17 protein-coding genes are annotated in these 18,705 nt (G+C 70.5%); 2 read left to right on the top strand and 15 right to left on the bottom strand.

What is annotated here, in order from left to right:
- Positions 1 to 126: 126 nt before the first annotated feature.
- Genes IE295_RS33200 through IE295_RS00660 form a run of 5 tightly spaced genes read right to left on the bottom strand, consistent with a single transcriptional unit; the run spans position 127 to position 5,286 of the window.
- Positions 127 to 1,401, bottom strand: coding sequence for a Pvc16 family protein (locus IE295_RS33200; protein ID WP_224322929.1), 1,275 nt, complete (start codon positions 1,399 to 1,401; stop codon positions 127 to 129).
- A complete protein-coding gene (locus IE295_RS00675; RefSeq protein WP_190061412.1) occupies positions 1,398 to 2,153 on the bottom strand; it encodes a hypothetical protein in 756 nt (251 codons plus the stop codon). The genes IE295_RS33200 and IE295_RS00675 overlap by 4 nt, the downstream gene beginning before the upstream one ends.
- Entirely contained in the window at positions 2,146 to 2,895 is a 750-nt protein-coding gene (locus IE295_RS00670) for a hypothetical protein (RefSeq protein WP_190061411.1), read from the bottom strand. Before IE295_RS00670 ends, IE295_RS00675 begins: the two co-directional genes overlap by 8 nt.
- A gap of 11 nt (positions 2,896 to 2,906) precedes the next feature.
- A complete protein-coding gene (locus IE295_RS00665) occupies positions 2,907 to 3,431 on the bottom strand; it encodes a phage tail protein (protein WP_190061410.1) in 525 nt (174 codons plus the stop codon).
- A 7-nt stretch (positions 3,432 to 3,438) separates the two neighbouring features.
- Entirely contained in the window at positions 3,439 to 5,286 is a 1,848-nt protein-coding gene (locus IE295_RS00660) for a phage tail sheath C-terminal domain-containing protein (RefSeq protein WP_190061409.1), read from the bottom strand.
- A gap of 790 nt (positions 5,287 to 6,076) precedes the next feature.
- On the opposite strand from IE295_RS00660, the gene IE295_RS33195 reads away from it, so the two are divergent.
- The gene (locus IE295_RS33195) at positions 6,077 to 6,205 is read left to right on the top strand and encodes a DUF6408 family protein (RefSeq protein ID WP_224322928.1); all 129 of its coding nucleotides are present in this window, start codon (positions 6,077 to 6,079) and stop codon (positions 6,203 to 6,205) included.
- Between the two features lie 53 nt (positions 6,206 to 6,258).
- On the opposite strand, the gene IE295_RS00655 is transcribed toward IE295_RS33195, so the two are convergent.
- Both IE295_RS00655 and IE295_RS00650 read right to left on the bottom strand, forming a co-directional pair.
- The gene (locus IE295_RS00655) at positions 6,259 to 6,660 is read right to left on the bottom strand and encodes a DNA/RNA helicase domain-containing protein (RefSeq protein WP_190061408.1); all 402 of its coding nucleotides are present in this window, start codon (positions 6,658 to 6,660) and stop codon (positions 6,259 to 6,261) included.
- Between the two features lie 678 nt (positions 6,661 to 7,338).
- Entirely contained in the window at positions 7,339 to 9,219 is a 1,881-nt protein-coding gene (locus IE295_RS00650; RefSeq protein WP_190061407.1) for a DUF2075 domain-containing protein, read from the bottom strand.
- Positions 9,220 to 9,430: 211 nt separating this feature from the next.
- Between IE295_RS00650 and IE295_RS00645 the strand changes: the two genes are divergently transcribed.
- Positions 9,431 to 9,574, top strand: a complete 144-nt coding sequence (locus tag IE295_RS00645) for a hypothetical protein (protein ID WP_190061406.1) — start codon at positions 9,431 to 9,433, stop codon at positions 9,572 to 9,574.
- A 62-nt stretch (positions 9,575 to 9,636) separates the two neighbouring features.
- Here the strand turns inward: IE295_RS00645 and IE295_RS00640 are convergent, their stop codons facing one another.
- The 8 genes from IE295_RS00640 to IE295_RS00605 form a co-directional block, all read right to left on the bottom strand.
- Positions 9,637 to 10,686: a beta family protein gene (locus tag IE295_RS00640; RefSeq protein WP_190061405.1), complete on the bottom strand. Its 1,050-nt coding sequence runs from the start codon at positions 10,684 to 10,686 to the stop codon at positions 9,637 to 9,639.
- A gap of 324 nt (positions 10,687 to 11,010) precedes the next feature.
- Positions 11,011 to 12,339 (bottom strand): class I SAM-dependent RNA methyltransferase, encoded by a 1,329-nt coding sequence (locus IE295_RS00635; RefSeq protein ID WP_190061404.1) that lies wholly within the window; start codon positions 12,337 to 12,339, stop codon positions 11,011 to 11,013.
- Between the two features lie 95 nt (positions 12,340 to 12,434).
- Entirely contained in the window at positions 12,435 to 14,483 is a 2,049-nt protein-coding gene (locus tag IE295_RS00630; protein WP_190061403.1) for an APC family permease, read from the bottom strand.
- Between the two features lie 260 nt (positions 14,484 to 14,743).
- Positions 14,744 to 15,865 (bottom strand): cytochrome P450 family protein, encoded by a 1,122-nt coding sequence (locus IE295_RS00625; RefSeq protein ID WP_224322972.1) that lies wholly within the window; start codon positions 15,863 to 15,865, stop codon positions 14,744 to 14,746.
- A complete protein-coding gene (locus IE295_RS00620) occupies positions 15,847 to 17,277 on the bottom strand; it encodes a cytochrome P450 (RefSeq protein ID WP_224322971.1) in 1,431 nt (476 codons plus the stop codon). The genes IE295_RS00625 and IE295_RS00620 overlap by 19 nt, the downstream gene beginning before the upstream one ends.
- A 35-nt stretch (positions 17,278 to 17,312) precedes the next feature.
- Complete coding sequence (locus IE295_RS00615; protein WP_190061401.1) at positions 17,313 to 17,945, bottom strand: GTP-binding protein; 633 nt, start codon at positions 17,943 to 17,945, stop codon at positions 17,313 to 17,315.
- A complete protein-coding gene (locus IE295_RS00610) occupies positions 17,923 to 18,285 on the bottom strand; it encodes a DUF742 domain-containing protein (RefSeq protein ID WP_179199089.1) in 363 nt (120 codons plus the stop codon). Before IE295_RS00610 ends, IE295_RS00615 begins: the two co-directional genes overlap by 23 nt.
- A complete protein-coding gene (locus IE295_RS00605; RefSeq protein ID WP_190062337.1) occupies positions 18,282 to 18,701 on the bottom strand; it encodes a roadblock/LC7 domain-containing protein in 420 nt (139 codons plus the stop codon). Before IE295_RS00605 ends, IE295_RS00610 begins: the two co-directional genes overlap by 4 nt.
- Positions 18,702 to 18,705: the final 4 nt, after the last annotated feature.

Here is an 18,705-nt window from a genome sequence, read left to right as displayed (position 1 = left end):
CCCCGACCTCGACCTCGAACCCGGCTCCGACCTCGACCCCGACCTCGATCCCGGCCCCGGCCCCGACCCCGACCCCGACCCCGACCTCAGTCCCGGCCCCGGCCCCACCCCCGCCCCCGCCCCCGCTCAGCGCGGCGCGCCCAGGTCGACCACCGGGCCCTCGAACGCCCCCTCGTTCGAGAAGGTCAGGGCGCTCTGCACTCCGTCGGCCTGGACGCGCGCCAGGTAGACGGCCGGCCGCACGCCCTTGACCGCGATCCGCACCCGCTTCGGGTCGGGCCGCGGGCCCAGCGGGAACGGGGCGCGGAACTGGTATCCGTACGCGGGTCTGCCCGCCGGCGGCCGCTTCTCGTCGAGCAGGAGCAGCACCCGCTGGTCGTCGCGCAGCGGCATGTCGAGGTCGAGGACGATCACGGCCGAGACCCTCCCGTCCCCGGTCCGGTCCTCCACGCGGATGGGGCCGGTGATGCCGGGGCGGCGGGCGAAGGCCACGGCGTTGGACTCCAGTCCCCAGTGCGGCGTCGCGGGGATGCCCAGGTCGACGCCGTGCAGCAGCTGCACCCCGTGGACGCCGGGCGGCAGGTCCTGCGGCACGCGGACGACGGCCTGGTCGTCGCGCACCCGGCCGGCGTCGAGCGGCAGGTCGCGGCCGCCCAGCCGGGCCGTCACCCGGTCGGCGCGCAGCCCGGCGCCCTGCAGTACGAGCTCGTGGTCCGCCGGCACCGGGCCCTCGACCGGGTCGGTGCCGGGCGGCGAGCCGGCGGGGCGGGAGAGCACGCGGTGGATGAGGGGCTGCCGGGACGGGATGGCGCGCACGGTGCGGCGCAGGACCGGCTTGCCGGCGACGGGTTCCTCCCGGCCCTCGATGAGGACGGCGGTGCCCTGGTAGGTGAGGGACAGCGCGTAGGGGGTCTGGAAGAGCATCGACCAGAGCTTCGAGGCGTCGTCCACGTCCATCTGCGAGGGCGTGAACCGCACCTTCTGGGGCGCGGCCGCCAGGTCGCTGCCCACCAGGAACGGCGCGGCCGCGGCGTCGTCGATGAGCTCCTTGGGCAGGGTGGGCAGTTCGTGCAGGGTGCGCACGACCGAGCCGAGGAGCCGCTGGGCGACGAGCTCGCGTTCGTCGCCGTAGAAGCTGATGAGGTAGTGCAGGTCGAGGGCGGCGGTGGCCTTGGTGCGGAGGGTGCCGTCGCTCGCGCGGGTGGGGGTGTCGCTGTTGCGCAGGGACGCGTTGGGCGTGACCTGGTAGAGGAAGACGGTGATCGTGGGCTGGGCCGGCGGCTGGGCGGGCGGCTTGATGGCCGCGACGTCGACGGCGAACGGGACGTCGAGGGCGACGGAGTTCGCGACGAGCAGGCGCAGCGCCTCGGTGACGGTGGCGATGGCGAGCGAGTTGCTCATGCCTGCTGTCCCTTCTCCCGCGCCAGGTACTGGTCGAGCGACATGGCGGGCTTCGGCCGTCCGCCGTCCCCGGCCCCGGTCCCGGCCGCGGGGCGTGCGGCCGGTTGCGCCGGGCCCTGCCGCCGGCCGGCGGTGACCTCGAGGCGGCCGATGCTGACGTGGACCACCCGCTCGGGCGGCTGTCGGCGCCGGTTGCGCCGGTCGCCGCCGTTCGCGTTCTCGGCGGGCCGTCGGGCCGGCCCGGGCGGCGCGGCGGGAACGGTCGGGGCGAAAGGTTTCGCCGGCGTGTTCCGGGGGCCCGCAGCGGCGGCACGCCGGGGGGCGTCGGCCACGGAGCGGCCGGGTGCGTCCGGTCGTACGGTGCCGCCCGTCGCCCGTCGCCGCGCCCGTTCCCCGTCCGGGGAGGAGGCGGCGGCCGGCGGCAGCGGCGGGGCGACGAGCAGGGGCCGCGCGGGAACGAGCCGTACCGCCGGCACGGCCGGCCGGTCCGGTCCCGGTGCCGTCGCCGCGCGGGGTGCGAAGGGGGCGGCGGGTTGCGCCGGCCGGAGCGGAGCCGGCGCCGGAGGCGGCGTGGTGCCGCGGACGGGGCCGGGCGCGGACGGCGGCCCGTCGAGGGGGCCGGGCGCCTCGGCCCCGGCCGCATCGACGCGTTCGAACGGCCCCGGCAGGCGCGGGCGCAGCCGCACCAGGGGCGACGTGCCCCGGCGGCCCGGCGCGTGGCGCGCCAGCAGGCGGTCGAAGAAGTCAGGCATCCGCACACAGCTCCAGGTAGTAACGGCGCCGCAGCGGGCTGAGCGCCAGGATCTCCGGTTCGCTCCAGCCGTACGCGGTGGCGAGCAGGTGGACGTCCAGGAGGGTGTCGCGGGCCCAGGCGTCCAGCTCGGCCCACAGGTAGGAGGTGATGTCGAGTTCGGCCCGGGTCGCCTTCCCGCACGCCGGGCAGGCGACGTTGAGCGTCACGTCGGCCAGCGGGTCGGACTCCGCGGAGACGGCGGCGATCCGCCGCTGCACGTGACCGGGCAGCGGACGGTCCGCCACGGGCCGGCCGCCGCGCTCGGCCCGCAGGGTGCAGCGGGCGAGCAGCGCCGCACCGGCCCCGCCATCCCCACCGCCCGCATCCTCCCCGGCGGCGGCCACGGCGGCGATGTCGGCCGGGGTGGGCAGCCTGAACTCGACCGTCCACTCGTCCACTTCGACCCGCAGCGGTTCGCCCGGCGCCGTCGGTGTCGTGCTCAGCCCGTCGGCGTCGAACTCGAACTCCATCTCCTCCCCGCACGCGGCGCACTCGGCGCGCACCTCCAGCCGCGCCCCGAACAGTGCCCGCCGCACGGCGAACAGCTCGGCGTCCCGCTGTCCCAGCGGGACCGAGAGCAGTTCCCCGGCGTCGGCTCCGGGGCGGGCGAGGGAGTGCAGGAGGAGGGCGCGCCCACCGTCGTCGGACGCGAGGCCCGCCTCCCACGCGGCGAGCAGCGCCCCGGCCCCCAGGTGATCCATCCCCGGCCGGCCTAGGCCGGCTGCTGGTACGAGGGCTCTTCCGGCTCGGGGACCTCGTAGTCCCGTTCCCAGCCCTCGCATTCGAGCTTGAGGCTCTGGATCGCCACCGCGTTGGCGTTGGCGTCCAGTTCGCCGACGATCTGGTACTCGCTGATCCAGGTGCGGTAGAGCTTGTGGGAGACGGCCACCTGCCCCGCCTCGTTGAGCACCTGGATGACGATGTCCTTGCGGAAGTCGGCCAGCGAGACCTCGGACCCGCGGCCCGCGCCGACCATCCACACCTTGTTCGCCCAGCGGTCGAACTCGGCGTCGTGGGTGACGCCGCGCTCCAGCGTGACGGCCTCGAACTCGGTGCGGCCCGGGGACTTGCGCGGGGAGCTGGCGTCGCCGCCGTTGCGGTGCTTGACCACCTCGGTGGTGCGCTTGAGTGGACTGATCTTGCTGACGCCTGCGACGACGCGCCCGTCCCAGACGACCAGGAACTTGAAGTTCTTGTACGGGTCGAACCGCTGCGCGTTGACCGTGAACTCGGCCATGGAGCTCCTATACCTCGATCTGTCCGGCCATCTGCTCGATCTTGACGATCACGAACTCGGCGGGCTTGAGCGGCGCGAATCCGACCACGACGTTGACCACGCCCCGGTTGATGTCGTCCTGCGTGGTGGTGTCCCGGTCGCACTTGACGAAGTACGCCTCGCGCGCGGACGTGCCCTGGAACGCCCCCTGTTGGAAGAGGGTGTGCAGGAACGCGCCGACGTTGAGCCGGATCTGCGACCACAGACGCTCGTCGTTGGGCTCGAAGACGACCCACTTGGTGCCGCGGTACAGGCTCTCCTCGAGCATCAGCGCCAGGCGCCTGACCGGTACGTACTTCCACTGCGAGGCCAGGACGTCGGCCCCGGCCAGCGTCCGCGCGCCCCAGCTCACGGGGCCGATGACGGGGAAGGACCGGAGGCAGTTGAGCGCCAGGGGGTTGAGCAGCCCGTTCTCGCGGTCGGTCATGGGCACGGTGAGCCCCCGCACCCCGGCGAGCTTGGTCTCCGTGCCGGCCGGCGCCTTCCACACCCCGCGCTCGCTGTCGGTGCGGGCCATCACGCCCGCGACGGCGCCCGACGGCGGGAAGGCCCGCAGCCGCCCGGTGAGCGGGTCGACCATCTCCAAATGCGGGAAGTACAGGGCGGTGTGGGTGCCCGGCACGGATTCGAAGGCCGACAGTCCGGCCCGCGCGGCATCGACGCTCCGCCACGCGGCGGGGGCGTCGGCCACCAGGAACATCCGCTTCTCCTGGCACAGTGCCGCGGCGGCGGACAGGACGGTGGCGATGTCGTCGGCGTTGTTGTAGGCGGCGACCTCCGGAAGGATCAGGAGGTTGACGTCCTGCACGTCGCGCAGCGCGTTGATGCCCGTCTTCGCGGCCTCGCTGCCGATCAGATCCATCGGCCCGGGCGGACCGGCGTCGACGCCACCGCCGAACCCGAAGGCCGGCGGCCGGGCGAAGTCCTCCAGCCCGAGCGGCCCCGCCGCGTCGCCACTGAAGCGCACGACGTCGTCCTTTTCGGTGGACCCCGCCACGACCTGCAGCCGCTGCCCGAACGCGGTGACCCGCACTCCGGCGAACGCCCGCTTGCCCGGGGCGTCGGGAAGCGCCCGCAGTTTCCGCTCCAGCAGCAGGGCGAGCTGCGGCACGGTCGTCGGGGACTCGTCCCCGGCGGCCGAATCGTAGATCTTGAATTTGTGCTTGACCGAGCCGATTCTGACCTCGATCTCCGGACTCAGATCCGGAAGCCGATCCCCGAACGGCTTGGAAACCGTACCCACGGGATCAGGCCGGCCGCGCCCGACCGACGTCACCTGGACGAGAGAGGACGCCGAATCCACCAGGGCTTTGACGTAACGCGAGTGGGCCGGATTCATGGACAGACCGGTGAAGGATTCCCGCGCCCCACTGGCACTGTCGAAGACGTGCAGGTTGAACGTCTCTTTCGGCTTCGGCGTGTCGTAGTCGACGACGACGCGCAGCTTCGAACCCCACTCCCCCGGCTCCTTGGCGGCCAGCCCCAGCGCCTCGGCGGCCGCCTCGTTCTCGCTCGACACCAGCGCCACGCCGGCAGACGTACCCGTCCCCGCCGCGCCCACCCGGACGACGACCGCGATCGATCCCCCATTGAGGAAGAACTGCTGGACGGCATAGCCCACCGCACTGTCCGAGGCCAGCCCCCCGAACCGTCGCTCGTAGTCCGCGAAGCTGGTGATGGTCACCGGCCGGTTCACCGGGCCCCGGCGGGTGTGCCCGAGAAAGGCGGCCACGGACGTACTGACCGCCGTGATGGTACGGACGGTGCTGGGAAGTTCTTCGATGTAGACGCCGGGATAGGTCGGTTGCACCGGCATTGACCCTCCATTTCCTCCAGAGGTCAAGAGATATGGAGGGAAATTGATCTTCTTGAGCCGCCCAGCGCGCCACACATCATCGCGCATGCGAATGCAAAAGAGGACGTTCCCCGCCATACACCTCGCAACTCCGTGTCGCGAGGGACTCAAGCATCCGCTTGGGACTCCTGGCGCCTCTGCGCCTGACCATCATGGGAGTAGCGTGACGTCGCGTCAAGTTTCAGAAATGGATAGCCACATTCCCCAATGGGCCGCGAATAAAGATCAATTCCCGGTCTGTTTTCCGGCCACCTTGATCGATTTATCCGGAAACCCAAATTCCGATCGGGGGTGGGGGCGGGGGCACGGGGCGCCAGCGCACCGGCCCAGCAGACAGGTCTCACCTTCACTGGCCGTCGCGCCCCCGGCGGCCCGGAAGATCGAACGTCCGCCGGACTACCGCCCGATGGGCAGCTGCCCGGCCGTCGCCGCGTGTCGACACTTTTCCGAGGACGAACGCCCCCCCCGTGGCGCAACGGAGCACGCCGCATGCCGGACCACCACGGCCCGCCGACGGCTCATGGGGCCCGCGAGCACATGTCGATCTCGCTGTCAGCCCAACCCCCCACCGGGTAGGATCACTTGTGCTGCCCACCTTCCCGGAGGGTACGAAAGCCACGTTCATGCACGTGGGTTCACTCTGCTGTGAGTGAAGTTTGGTCATCCGTCGTGTGTTCGCATACGACGTGAGTGCGGATGCCCGGTAGGGCTGTCCCTGCCATTCCGAACTCACCTCATGGAGTGGCCAAACATGAACCCGGTCGAGTACGAGTCCGCGCGTCGCACCCGGATCCGTAGGATCCTGATCGACATCGCGACCAGCACTGTCTCCAATCTTCTGGCGACGGCGCTGGCGTCGGCAGCGCGCCTGCTCTTCTGAGCCAGGCGAGTGGCGGGTCCGGAGAGCCCGCCACACCACCTCGCCCCGCGTCTTCAGAACAGCGTCTGCTGCTGCCCCTTCCTGCTCCCCGACTTGCGCCGGGTACGCCGGCCCTTGCTGCGCCCTGGGCGCCCCTGATGAGGAACGCGGAGCTCCGGCGGGAGACTCTCCCAGGTGGGGCGCAGACCGTGGATCTGCACGTCACCGACCAGTTCCTTGAGGTAATCCCGTGTCTCCGGGTCCGTGGAGTAGAGAACCGTGGCACGACTCGCGCGCGTCAGTAGCACGTGATAGGCGTGGCGCACACAGCGTGCGAAGTCGTCGTCGTCCAGATTCCTCTTCCGCACTTCGCGGTCGAGTGACCCAGGGGTGGCGACCCGGTTCATGCGGGCGAGCAGTATCTCCGCGAGCGAATGCCCCTCGTCCTCGGTGAAGTGCTCCCGCAGGTCCCGCATCAGCCAGGCGCGCCTGTCCTGTGTGTAGACGCGGGAGTGGGCGCCGGTGGGCGCACCCGGACCGATGAGCGGCCACCGTGGAGCGGGCCCGCCTCGTGCCGAACGCCGCGAAACTCGCGGCCAGCTGCGAGGCAGGGTGCTTCGTGACTCCCATGCCCGGGACATGGATCATGTTGGATGCTGCCGCCTCCACCCTCGTGACACTCGACCAGCGTTTCAACTCGACGAGTTGCACGGAGAGATTCCCACTCTCCGGGTGTCGCCCGACCAGGACGACATCGATGGTGCGCCTGTCCTTGGAATCGTCCGGCTCCTCGACGGTCGCCGAGCATTCGACGATCACCTCGACGTTGCCCCTGCCCGCCGCCACCATGTCCTCGGCCAGTGCGACGAGGCTCTCGGCCCACGCGGACCGCTCCGTGAGGGACGCCTCGCTGCCGCGGAAGTACTGCCACCGTGCGGCCAGGTGGGGAACCATGCGACGCCTGGAGTTGAGCGTCAGAAGGTCGTTCGCCGACAGTTTCAGCAGGAGCATGGACACGAGGTGGTTTCCCCCAGGGCACGAGTGACTCGTGCGGGTGGGGGCGTGTCCTGAGCCGGAAGCCCGTCGGGCCGCAACCGATGCCGACGACCTTAGAGAGTCGTCGCGGATCGAGGAACTGTGGGCTCCGGCATGTCTCAGAGCGCTGCGACGGCCTCCCGCGACCCCACCAGTTCCCGAAGCTTGTCGCGCGTCTCCGGATCGGTGGAATGCACCACGGTACCCACCATTCCCCGGGTAAGCAGAACCTTGTAGGTGTTGCGAATGAGCCGGTCGACGTCTTCGTCCGGGGTGGACTTCCTGAAGACGGGATCCTTGGACGCCGTACGATCCGTGACCCACCGGTCGCCACGCCAGACGAGATCCGGGCCGATGATGACGCCCGACCAGTCGTACTCGAAGCCTTGCGCGGTGTAGACGCACCCCACCTGGCCGAAGCCGGCGGGATCAGTGGCCCAGAGTGCCGCGGGCGGGGCGCCGGCGACGCCTCGCTCACCCCGCACGTTCCAGGGCCGGGCCCAGTCGCCGATAGCCACGTCCGCGGCGAGCGGCTCGCCGGGCTTCGGTTCCTTCGACCAGGGCCAGCAGTAGCCGGCCGCGATCCGGGCTCCGTAGCCCTGAGCCCGGCGTTCCTCGAGGAAGCGCTCCATTTCCTCCGGGCTGTCGGCCACTTGAAGCCGCATGCGCCCGTCCGGAGACCATGCCAGCGGTCCTCCCGGCTCAAGGCCGAGAAGTCGTACGACCCATCGCAGGTACGCGTCGCTGCCGCCGCACCGGAACTGGCTGTCCAGCGGGACGACCTTGCAGGCGAGCCCCTTCGCCGCCGCGGCCGCCCTGATCTCGGCGACCGTGCCCATCTCACCGGGACGCACCACTTGATGTTCGTCGAGAAGGAAGACGGGAACCCGGGCCACGTCGATGAGCTCGTCGATCTGCCGTTTGCCGGTGCGGCGAGCGGCCGGGGTGTAGCGGTTGGCGGATGTCTGGCGGATTCGGTGAGCCTCGTCGCAGATCAGGACGTCGAGAGTGTTCTTCTCAGCGGTCATGAAGCTGTTGAAGTACTTGAAGAGGTCCTGCACTTCGCGCTTACGGGAGCCTGCGACCTTGCGCATGGTCGTGGTGAAGGACTGAGAACCCGTGGCATGGAGCGCGGGCACGCCCTGGCGGTACAGCTCACCGAGCATGGAGAGCGCGATGACGCTCTTACCGGTTCCCGGGCCGCCCGTGACGACCACGACCTCCTTGTGATCGGACCTCTTGGCCTCGCGTACGGCGTTGAGCACCATGCGGTAGGCGACCTGCTGCTCGTCCAGGAGCACGAACCGCTCGCGGTCCCGTACTTCCTCCGCCGCGACGGACATCAGCTGCCTGGAGGGCACCGGAGTACCGCTGAGGAACTCGTCGGCAGCGTGAGCTCCGGAATTTCCGCTGAGCTTGGCACGCAGATAGTCGAGAAACGCGCCACGCCGCTCTGCGGTGAACAGCTGGCCCTGGTCGTCGAGCTCGATGGCGCGCAGCCCGCCGACACCGAACTCGGTCGCGTTGTGGAGGTAGGCCACACCGCTGACCCGGTCCGGGTGCCCGGCGACGGCTCCGTTGAAGTTGGCGATGTACTGGCAGTACCGGCGTACCTGTTCGATGGGGTTGAGCACGGGACGGCCGTACCCGCCGACCTGGCAGAGCGTCGGATCATCCTCGTCCGGCGTGCACTGGCTCCACTGCTTGAGCTCCACCACGACATAGGACGGTTCACCGGTGACCGGGTCCGTGCCGGCGAGGACCGCGTCGGCACGCTTGCTGTTCAGCGGCAGCGCGTACTCGAGGATGACCTCGACTCCTCCCAGGCCCGCCTCGTTGAGTGCGGCGACCAGTACGGGGATGCTCCGCTCCCAGGAGCGTGCCTCGGAGGCCCCCGCACGGTGACCGTGCAGGTGGTAGAACTGCTCGTTCAGGTGGAGGAAGAGAGAGCCGTCCAGCGCCATGACGGCGACGGTCTCTGCGGACGCGCGGAACAACAAGGAAATGCCCCCCAGGCAGCACGAAAGAGACTCGTGCGGCTGGGGGCATGTCCGTACGTCACTCTCGGACGGAGCGGAAGCCCGTCGGGCCGCAATGGTGAGGTGCCCCCAAGAATACCTGTGCGAGGAGTGAAGAGCTGATGGCTGTGAGCGAATCGAGCGCCACTCAGCCCTCCTTGCCCACCGGCTTCAGGATCGCCACGCACTCCACATGGAGGGAGCCATCCAGATCATCCCCCTCGCAGAAGGCATCCCCGAGGTGGCCGAGCACGTCCGGCAGCGCCTGACCGACCGCACGGTCACGTGGTGGAACCCCCAGCGCGGCATGCACTGCCGAACGCTGACCTCGCCGTGACAGAACAGGGACGGCGGAGCCGCGGGAAAGGCTGCACGCGAGCCCTCGCAAGCGTAAGGGATTCAAGGATGACCGTGCGAGCTCAGGTTGGATGTCACCACGGCCAGATGATGCGACGTTGCCCATGCCCGCCACTCCCTACCGCCGCCTGCCTTCGGCCGCTGCCGGTGTGCACATTCATGAATCCGCGCATCACCCCATGATGTGTGCGGACCAGTTGGCGGCCAGTAAGGCGAAGAGACCAGATCGTGGCTAAGGGTGAAGAAATCATCATTCCCGGAGCGGATCCGTGGATAGACGAAGACCTGCCAGTTGTCAGTCGTCGTGTAGCGCATATTGGGGTCTGGCGTCCCGCGGCTCTGAACCGGCATACGTGGGTGGGTGACACCGAAGTCCCCGAAGTCAGGCCGCTCCCCGTCCCAGCGTCCGACAACCCGTTTCCACAGCTGGGCATCCTTCCTGGCTACGGCCGTCGTCTGCCCTCGGGGGAATCCAGTGAGGTTGAATGGGAACGCGCCGGAAGCCACACACTGATGCCGCCACGGCCAGCGCAAAAGATCGTGCGACCTCTCTATGACCCTCCCAGCCAGAACATCCGTGTCAGCGTCGGACTGCACCGATCCGGCGTCTATCAGGAGATCGACTTCCTCCGGCTCCGCCTGAAGGGCGCAGAGCAGGCGCCGTATCAGCCTTTCGTCCGGGTCAGGCTTGTCCGAGCCGGATGCCACAGAGACGCGCAGGCATACCCCCTGCCGATGTTGTTCGGCCACGTACGCCACTTCGGACAGGACATCATCAGAATCGGTCGCCCGGACGACAGGGCACATGAGTACGCCCCTCTGGCCCAACGACTCGCCCAGCCGCATCATGGGCCCGCCCGAATCGCCTTCGAGGACCCGTTCCACTGGAAGAGCACCGCAATCGACCGTAAGCACCATGCCTTTCGGCACACGTTCCATGGCATGCTTGCAGAAAGTCTCCAGCAAATCCCGAAGGCTGAGGTCCGGCACGATCTCCATAACCGGACGGATGCCGGACCGGACCTCAGGAGTCGTGTGCTCAAGCGCCAGGAACTCTCCCGCCTTGCCCTTGAGAATCGGAACGTAGGCCACCGGCTCCCCCAAGCGCCCGCCGCACTCAGCCAGTTGACTTCGCAGTCACTTCTCACAGGGTGGCCCGGCACCCGTCGGCTTGGATAGAACGCCGATTGAGCCAATGAGGCCGAGAGCGGAGGGTCTCAGGCCACGGACTCATCCAGCATTCTGTCCCGCCCCCATCCTTCGCATCCTCACCGAACGGCTGGCCGCCCGGCACCGGGAGCGGGGGCACCCCCTGGCGACCAGGTTCACCACCGTCTGCCGGTGCCTCGTCGACGCCGTGGAGGCGCCGGCGAAGACGCTGACGTCCCATCAGGACCAGCGTCAAATGAGCGCCATTCAGGCGTCCTTGCCCACCGGCTTAAGAATCGCCACGCACTCCACATGGTGCGTCATCGGGAACAAGTCGAACGCCCGGAGCTTCACCGGCTTGTAGCCCTCTTCGGCGAAGTAGGCCAGGTCGCGGGCCAGGGCTGCCGGGTCGCAGGCGACGTAGGCGATGCGGCGGGCGCCGAGGGAGGCGAGGTGGCGGACGGTCTTCTTGCCGGCGCCGGCGCGCGGGGGGTCGAGGACGATGATGTCGGCGCTGTTGATGCCGGTGCGGGGGAGGACGTCCTCGACCTTGCCGTGCTCGATGCGCACGCGGTCGAGGTCCTGGAGGTTGTGGCGGGCGTCCTCGACCGCGCGCTTGCCGGACTCGATGCCCAGGACCGCGCCCTTCTCGCCGATGCGCTCGCCGAGGGAGCCGGCGAAGAGGCCCACGCCGCAGTAGAGGTCGAGGGCCATGTCGCCCTTGCGCGGCATCAGGCCCTGCATGACGGCCTTGACGAGGGTGTCGGCGGCCTGGGGGTGGACCTGCCAGAAGCCGCCCTCGCCGACGCGGTAGGTGCGCTCGTCGGCGCGCTCGCGGACGAAGGGGCGGCCGTGGACGCGGTGGACGCGGTTGTCCTTCTCGCCGATGCGCATGACCGACACCGGCTTGTCCAGCTCCACGATCGGCAGGCGGCCGCCCGGCTTCGGGGTGAGGATCACCTGGCGGTCGGCGGAGCCGCTCGCCGCGATGGCCTCGACCGTGGCGATCTGCGGCCACTCGCGCTTCTCGATGCCGAGCTCGCTCACGCCCGGCGCGGCGATCATGCAGTGGTCGATGACCTGGACGTCGTGCGAGCGGTGCTTGCGCAGGCCCGCGTGGCCCTCGGCGTCCACGGCGTACTGCACGCGGGTGCGCCATGCGGGGACCTCGCCCGCCGGGAGCTTGTCGCCCTCGGCCGGCATCACGGTGCCGTCCCAGCCCGCGTCCTCGGGCGTGAGGCCCGCGAGGCGCTGGAGCTGTTCGGCGATGACCTCGCCCTTGAAGCGGCGCTGGGCGCCGGGCTTGGCGTGCTGCCAGTCGCAGCCGCCGCACTTGCCGGGGCCGGAGAAGGGGCAGGGCGCCTCGACGCGGTCCTTGGAGGCCGAGAGGATCTCCACGGCGTCCGCTCGCAGGAAGCGGGAGGTCGACTCGCCCTCGGTGATCCGGGCGATCACCCGCTCGCCGGGGAGGGCGTGGCGGACGAAGAGGACCCGGCCGGACTCGGTGCGGGCGACGCAGTGACCGCCGTGGGCGACCGGGCCGACCTCGACCTCGTACTCGTGACCGACCAGCGAGTCCTGCGATTCCTTGTGCATGCGGGTCGGCTCCAGATACGTCAAACGGGGTGAGGCGGGACAGCCGTCCAGTCTACGTCCCACCTCACCCCGTCGATGACCCACCGGCGACGGCGCTACTTCTTCGTCGCCGCCTTCTCCTTCTTCGGCTCGGTCACCGGGCCGCGCCGCACCGAACCCGGGGCGTTCCACTCGGCGCGCTTGCGGGCGCGCTGCTTGGCGGCCTCGGAGGAGTCCAGCTGCCAGGGCACTGAGGTGACCATCACGCCGGGCGTGAAGAGCAGGCGGCCCTTGAGCCGCAGCGCGCTCTGGTTGTGCAGCAGGTGCTCGTACCAGTGGCCGACGACGTACTCGGGGATGTAGACGCTGATCACGTCGCGCGGGCTCTCCTTGCGGAGGCGCTTGACGTAGTCGATGACCGGCCGGGTGATCTCGCGGTAGGGCGAGTCGAGGACCTTCAGCGGTACGTCGATGCCGCGCCGCGTCCACTCCTCGCGCAGGGCCTTGGTCTCGTCCGCGTCGACGCTGATGGTCAGGGCCTCGAGGGTGTCGGAGCGCATCAGCTTGGAGTAGGCCAGGGCCCGCAGCGTGGGCTTGTGGATCTTGGAGACCAGGACGATGGCGTGCACCCGGGAGGGGCGGACGGTCTCGTCGCTGGGCTCGTCGCCGGCGGCGATCTCCTCGGCGACCCGGTCGTAGTGCTTCCGGATGGCGGTCATGGTGGCGTAGAAGATCACCATGCCGAGCAGGGCCACCCAGGCGCCGTGGGTGAACTTCGTGATCAGCACGACCACGAGCACCAGCCCGGTGAAGAAGGCGCCGAAGGCGTTGATCGCCCGGGAGCGGATCATGTGGCGGCGCTTGGCCGGGTCGGTCTCGCCGGCCAGCAGGCGGTTCCAGTGCCGCACCATGCCGGTCTGGCTGAGGGTGAAGGAGACGAAGACGCCGACGATGTAGAGCTGGATCAGCTTCGTGGAGTCCGCGCCGTAGATGTAGACCAGTATCGCGGCGGCCGCGGCGAGCAGGACGATGCCGTTGGAGAACGCGAGCCGGTCGCCGCGGGTGTGCAGCTGGCGCGGCAGGTAGCGGTCCTGGGCCAGGATCGAGCCGAGCAGCGGGAAGCCGTTGTAGGCGGTGTTGGCCGCCAGGAACAGCACGAGGGCGGTGGCGGCGGCGAGCACGATGAAGAGGAACGAGCCGTTGCCGAAGACCGCCTCGGCCACCTGCGAGATGACCGGGTTCTGGGTGTAGTCCTCGCCGACCGGCGTGCCGTTCTTGAGCAGGTCGGTGGCGGGGTTCTCGGCCATCCGCACGTCGGTGGCCATGGCCAGCGCGATGATGCCGCAGAACATGGTGACGGCCAGGCCGCCCATCAGGGCCAGGGTCGTGGCGGCGTTCTTCGACTTCGGCTTGCGGAAGGCGGGGACGCCGTTGCTGATCGCCTCGACGCCCGTCAGGGCGGCACAGCCGGAGGAGAAGGCCCGCAGCAGCAGGAAGACCAGCGCGAAGCCGGCCAGGCCCTGGTGCTCGGCGTGGATGGTGAAGTCGGCGGTGGGGGCCTTCATGGTGTCGCCCGTGAAGGAGCGGTAGGCGCCCCAGGCGATCATCACGAACACGCCGCCGACGAAGACGTACGTCGGGATCGCGAAGAGCTTGCCGGACTCCTTGACGCCGCGCAGGTTCATCAGCGTCAGCAGCACGATCACGGCGACGGCCGAGATTGTCTTGTGCTCGATGACGAAGGGGACGGCGGAGCCGAGGTTCTCGATGCCGGAGGAGATCGAGACGGCGACGGTCAGGACGTAGTCGACGAGCAGGGCGCTGGCGACGGTGAGGCCGGCCTTCGGGCCCAGATTGACGTTGGCGACCTCGTAGTCACCGCCGCCGGAGGGGTAGGCGTGGACGTTCTGGCGGTAGGAGGCGACGACCGTGAACATCAGCACGACGACCGCGAGCGCGATCCACGGGCTGAAGTTGTAGGCGGACACGCCTGCCACGGACAGGACGAGCAGCACCTCGCCCGGCGCGTACGCGACGGAGGAGAGGGGGTCGGACGCGAAGACGGGAAGGGCGATGCGCTTGGAGAGAAGGGTCTCCCCCAGCTTGTTGCTGTGCAACGCCCGGCCGATGAGGATCCGTTTCGGCAGGTCGGTCAATTTGGACACGCAGAGGATCGTAAGGGTTCCGTATCGATGACGCCCACCCGGCTACCCGACGGCGCCGGAATCCGTTAAAGGGGCGTTAAGACGAACCCTTACCCGCCCCGGCCGGTGCCGGGACGGGGTAAAGGGGCCGGACGACAGCGGCAGGTCAGCGCCGTGGAAGGACCGGCAGGGGCAGCATCAGGGCCGCGACAGCAGCCCCGGCAGCGGCGGCGTCAGGACCACGGCAGGTCCGCGGCAGGACCGCGGCAGGACCGACGGCGTCAGGGCCGCAGCAGGACCGGCAGCGCCCGGTGGCCGTTGGAGATGAAGGAGTCCACCTGGACGAGCTCCTCCTGTTCCACGGCCAGGGCCATGTCCGGGAAGCGCTCGAAGAGGGCGGGCAGGGCGACCTCCGCCTCCAGCCGGGCCAGCGGGGCGCCCAGGCAGAAGTGGACGCCGTGCCCGAAGGAGAGGTGGTCCTTGGTGGTACGTGTCACATCGAAGCGGGCCCCGTCGTCGCCGTACAGCTCCCGGTCGCGGCCGGCCGCGGCGTAGGCGGCGAGGATCGCGTCGCCCCGGCGCAGGGTCACGCCGCCGTCGAGCTCGATGTCCTCGGCGGCGTAGCGCAGCGGGAGGCTGGCGACGGGCGCCTGGTGGCGCAGTGTCTCCTCGATCACATCGTGCCAGCCGGCCTTGCCCGCGCGGACGAGGGCGAGCTGCTCGGGGTGGGTGAGCAGGGCGTGGATGGCGTTGTCGAGGAGGTTGACGGTGGTCTCGTGGCCGGCGCCGATCATCAGCAGCAGGGTGTCGACGAGCTCCTGCTCGCTCAGCGGCGTCTCGGCGTCGTCGTCGCGGGCGGAGATCAGGACGCTGGTCATGTCGTCGCCGGGCTTCTCGCGCTTGGCGGCGACGATGCCGCCGAGGAGGCCGTAGAGCTCGGTGTAGGTGGCGGTGACCTCCTCCGGGTCGGCGGAGGTGTGGAAGATCGAGTCGACGCAGCGGCGCAGCCCCTCCCGGGTGGCCTCGTCCTCCACGCCGAACAGCTCGCAGATCACCTGGATCGGGATGGGGTAGGCGTAGCCCTCGCGCAGGTCGACGACCTCACCGGGCGCGGTGGCGGCGAGCCCGTCGAGGAGGGCGGTGGCCATCTCCTCGATCCGGGGGCGCAGCGCGGCGGTGCGGCGGGCGGTGAAGGCCTTGGCGACGAGGGTGCGCAGCCGCTTGTGCTCGCTTCCGTAGGCGGTGAACATGTTCGTCACCGACACCCAGGTGTACAGCGGCCACTCGGGGGAGATCTCGCCGTTGATCCAGGCGGGCCAGTGCCGGCGCGGGTCCTTGGAGACGCGGGGGTCGGTGAGCAGCCGCTTGAGCAGCGGCTGACTGGTCACCGCCCATGCCACCACGCCACCAGGGAGCTCCACGGGGACCGCCGGGCCGCGGGCGCTGATGCGGGCGGCCTCGCCGTGGATGTCGGCGCCGGCGGGGTCGATGGCGACGGGGCAGGTGGGGCGTTCCATCGTCTGGCTCCAGGGGTCGTGGCCGGCGGCTGTGCGGCCGGCCGGGGGTGGGGCCCGCCGGTGTGCGGGGGCTGGGGCGCCGGTACGGGCACGGGGACGGGCGGGAAGCGCACGGGAAGCGCGGTCAGGGCGCGGTGGAAGGGGCCCGGCCGCCACACCAGGCGCTCGGCGGGCACCGCCAGCTCCAGGTCGGGGAGCCGGTCGAGGAGCTTCTCGACGGCGACGGCCGCGATGAGCCGGGCCGGGTCCTTGGCGGGGCAGTGGTGGGGGCCCGCGCTCCAGGCGAGGTGGGCGCGGTTGCCGGTGCGGCGGTCGGAGTGCAGGGCGGGGTCGGTGTTGGCGGCGGCGAAGCTCACCACGACGGGCTCGCCGGCGCGCAGCGGCACCCCGCCGAGGTCGAGGTCGGCGGTGGGGTAGTGGACGGCGTAGTTGGCCATCGGCGGGTCGAGCCAGAGGACCTCGTCGAGGGCGTCCTCGACGGGCATGCTGCCGCCGGCCAGGTCGCCGGCGAAGCGGTCGTCGGACAGCAGCAGCCGCAGCGCGTTGGCGATGAGGTTCTGCTGGGGCTCGGTGCCGGCGCCGATGAGGACGACGAGCTGGTGGAGCATCTCCTCGTCGCTGAGCTGGACCGGGTGGGCCATCAGCCAGGAGGTCATGTCCGCGCCGGGGCGTTCGCGCTTGAGGGCGATGAGTTCCTGGAGGCTGCTGGTGATGAGCGCGTCGGCGCGCTCGGCGTCGACGCCGTCGAAGATGCCGGAGAAGCCCTCGACGAGGCGGTCGCCGAGCTCGGTGGGGCAGCCGAAGAGCTGCTGGAAGACCAGCAGCGGGAGGGTCTTGGCGTACGAGCCGAGCAGGTCGGCCTCGCCGAGCGCGGTGAAGCGGTCGATGAGGCTGTCGGCGCTGCGCTCGACGTAGCCGCGCAGGGCGTTGGGGTCGATGCGGGCGAGGCTGTCGTCGACGGCCTGCCGGTAGCGGCGGTGGTCGTCGCCGTCGGAGAACAGGCAGTTGGGCCGGTAGGCCATCATCGGTACGACGGGGTTGTCGGCCTCGACGCGGCCCTCGGTGAAGGCCCGCCAGTGGCGGGCGTCCTTGACGAACGCCTCCGGGGTGCGGAGCACGTGGAGGGCGGCCCGGTAGTCGGTGACCAGCGTGGCGCGCACGCGGGGGGCCAGTTCGACGGGGGCGGCCGGCCCGTACTCCCGCAGCCGCTCGTAGACGGCGTGCGGGTCGGCGGCGAAGTCCGGCCCGTACAGCGGGGTGCCGGGGCCCTGGTGGGCCGGGCAGACCGCCGAGGGCATGGCGGACGGCGGGGGGCCGGCGTCGGGGCGGTGGGTCACACGTGCTCCTGTGCGGCGGTGCGGGTCTGCAGGTACTCCACGAGGCTGATCAGCGCGCGGGTGGAGGAGATCCGGTCGCGGGCGTCGCAGGTGACCAGCGGGGTCTCGGGGAGCAGGTCGAGGGCCTCGCGGATCTCCTCCTCGGGGTGCGAGGGGGCGCCGTCGAAGTGGTTGACGGCCACCGCGTACGGCAGGCCGTGCTCCTCCAGCAGGCCCATGACGTCGAAGGACTGCTCGAGGCGCCGGGTGTCGGCGAGGACGAGCGCGCCGAGCGCCCCCTGGGTCATGTCCTGCCACAGCCGGGTGAAGCGCTGCTGGCCGGGGGCGCCGAACAGGTAGAGGACGAGGCTGTCGCTGAGGGTGAGCCGGCCGAAGTCCATGGCGACCGTGGTGGTGGTCTTGCCCTCGATGCCGGCGAGGTCGTCGACGAGCGCGCCGGCCTGCGTCATCGTCTCCTCCGTGCGCAGCGGCCGGATCTCCGAGAGCGAGCCGACGAAGGTGGTCTTGCCGACGGCGAAGTGCCCGACGATGAGGATCTTGGCGGCGGTCCGTACGGTCCGCCGCAGGTAGACGCCGCCGTCGGGGTGGGCACCGTACGCGCCGTGGTCAGAGGCGAGCGCGGAGTCCATCCAGCACCTCCTGCAGGATCTGGGCCTCGGGCAGCTGTGCCGAGGGGATGGGGGCCCGGGTGGAGAGGTGGCCGCTGTCGACGAGGTCGCCGAGCAGCACCTTGGTGACGCTGACGGGCAGCATCAGGTGGCCGGCGATCTCGGCCACGGACAGGGCGCCGCCCAGGCAGAGTTCCATGAGGGCGCGCTTTTCCGGGCTGAGGCCGCCCAGCGGCCGGTCGTCGTGCGCCATGACCAGGGTGACCAGGTCGAAGGTGTTGCGCGTGGGGTGGGAGCGGCCGTCGGTGACGACGTACGGGCGCACCAGCCCTCTGTCGCGTCCGGGCGCCGGCGGGGTCATGCCGGGCCCGTGCCCTGCCAGCCGTCCTGCCTCGGCGGGCTGGTCAGTTCCTTGCCGAGCCGGTCGACCGTCTTCTGCATGCGGTAGGTGACGGCCTCCATGTCGACGTTCTCGCCCGCGGAGACGGCGAGGTAGGCGCCGGGGCCGGCCGCGATGAGGAAGACGTAGCCGTGCGCGAACTCCACGAGCGTCTGCCGCCAGGGGGTGTCCTGGTGCTGGGGGTGGGTGCAGAAGTCGGAGGTGGAGCGGCTGATGGACTGCAGTCCGGACAGGGCGGCCGCCTGGCGCTCGGCCTCGTCGCGGTGGATGCCCTGCGAGTGGGCCCGCAGCATGCCGTCGGCCGAGAGCAGGATGGCGTGCCGGGCCTCCGGCATCTTGACGACCTCGTCGAGCATCCAGCCCAGCTCTTTGGTCATGTGG

The organism is Streptomyces griseocarneus (assembly GCF_014655595.1).
GTDB lineage: Bacteria > Actinomycetota > Actinomycetes > Streptomycetales > Streptomycetaceae > Streptomyces > Streptomyces griseocarneus.
This window is presented reverse-complemented; position numbering and strand designations above follow the sequence as displayed.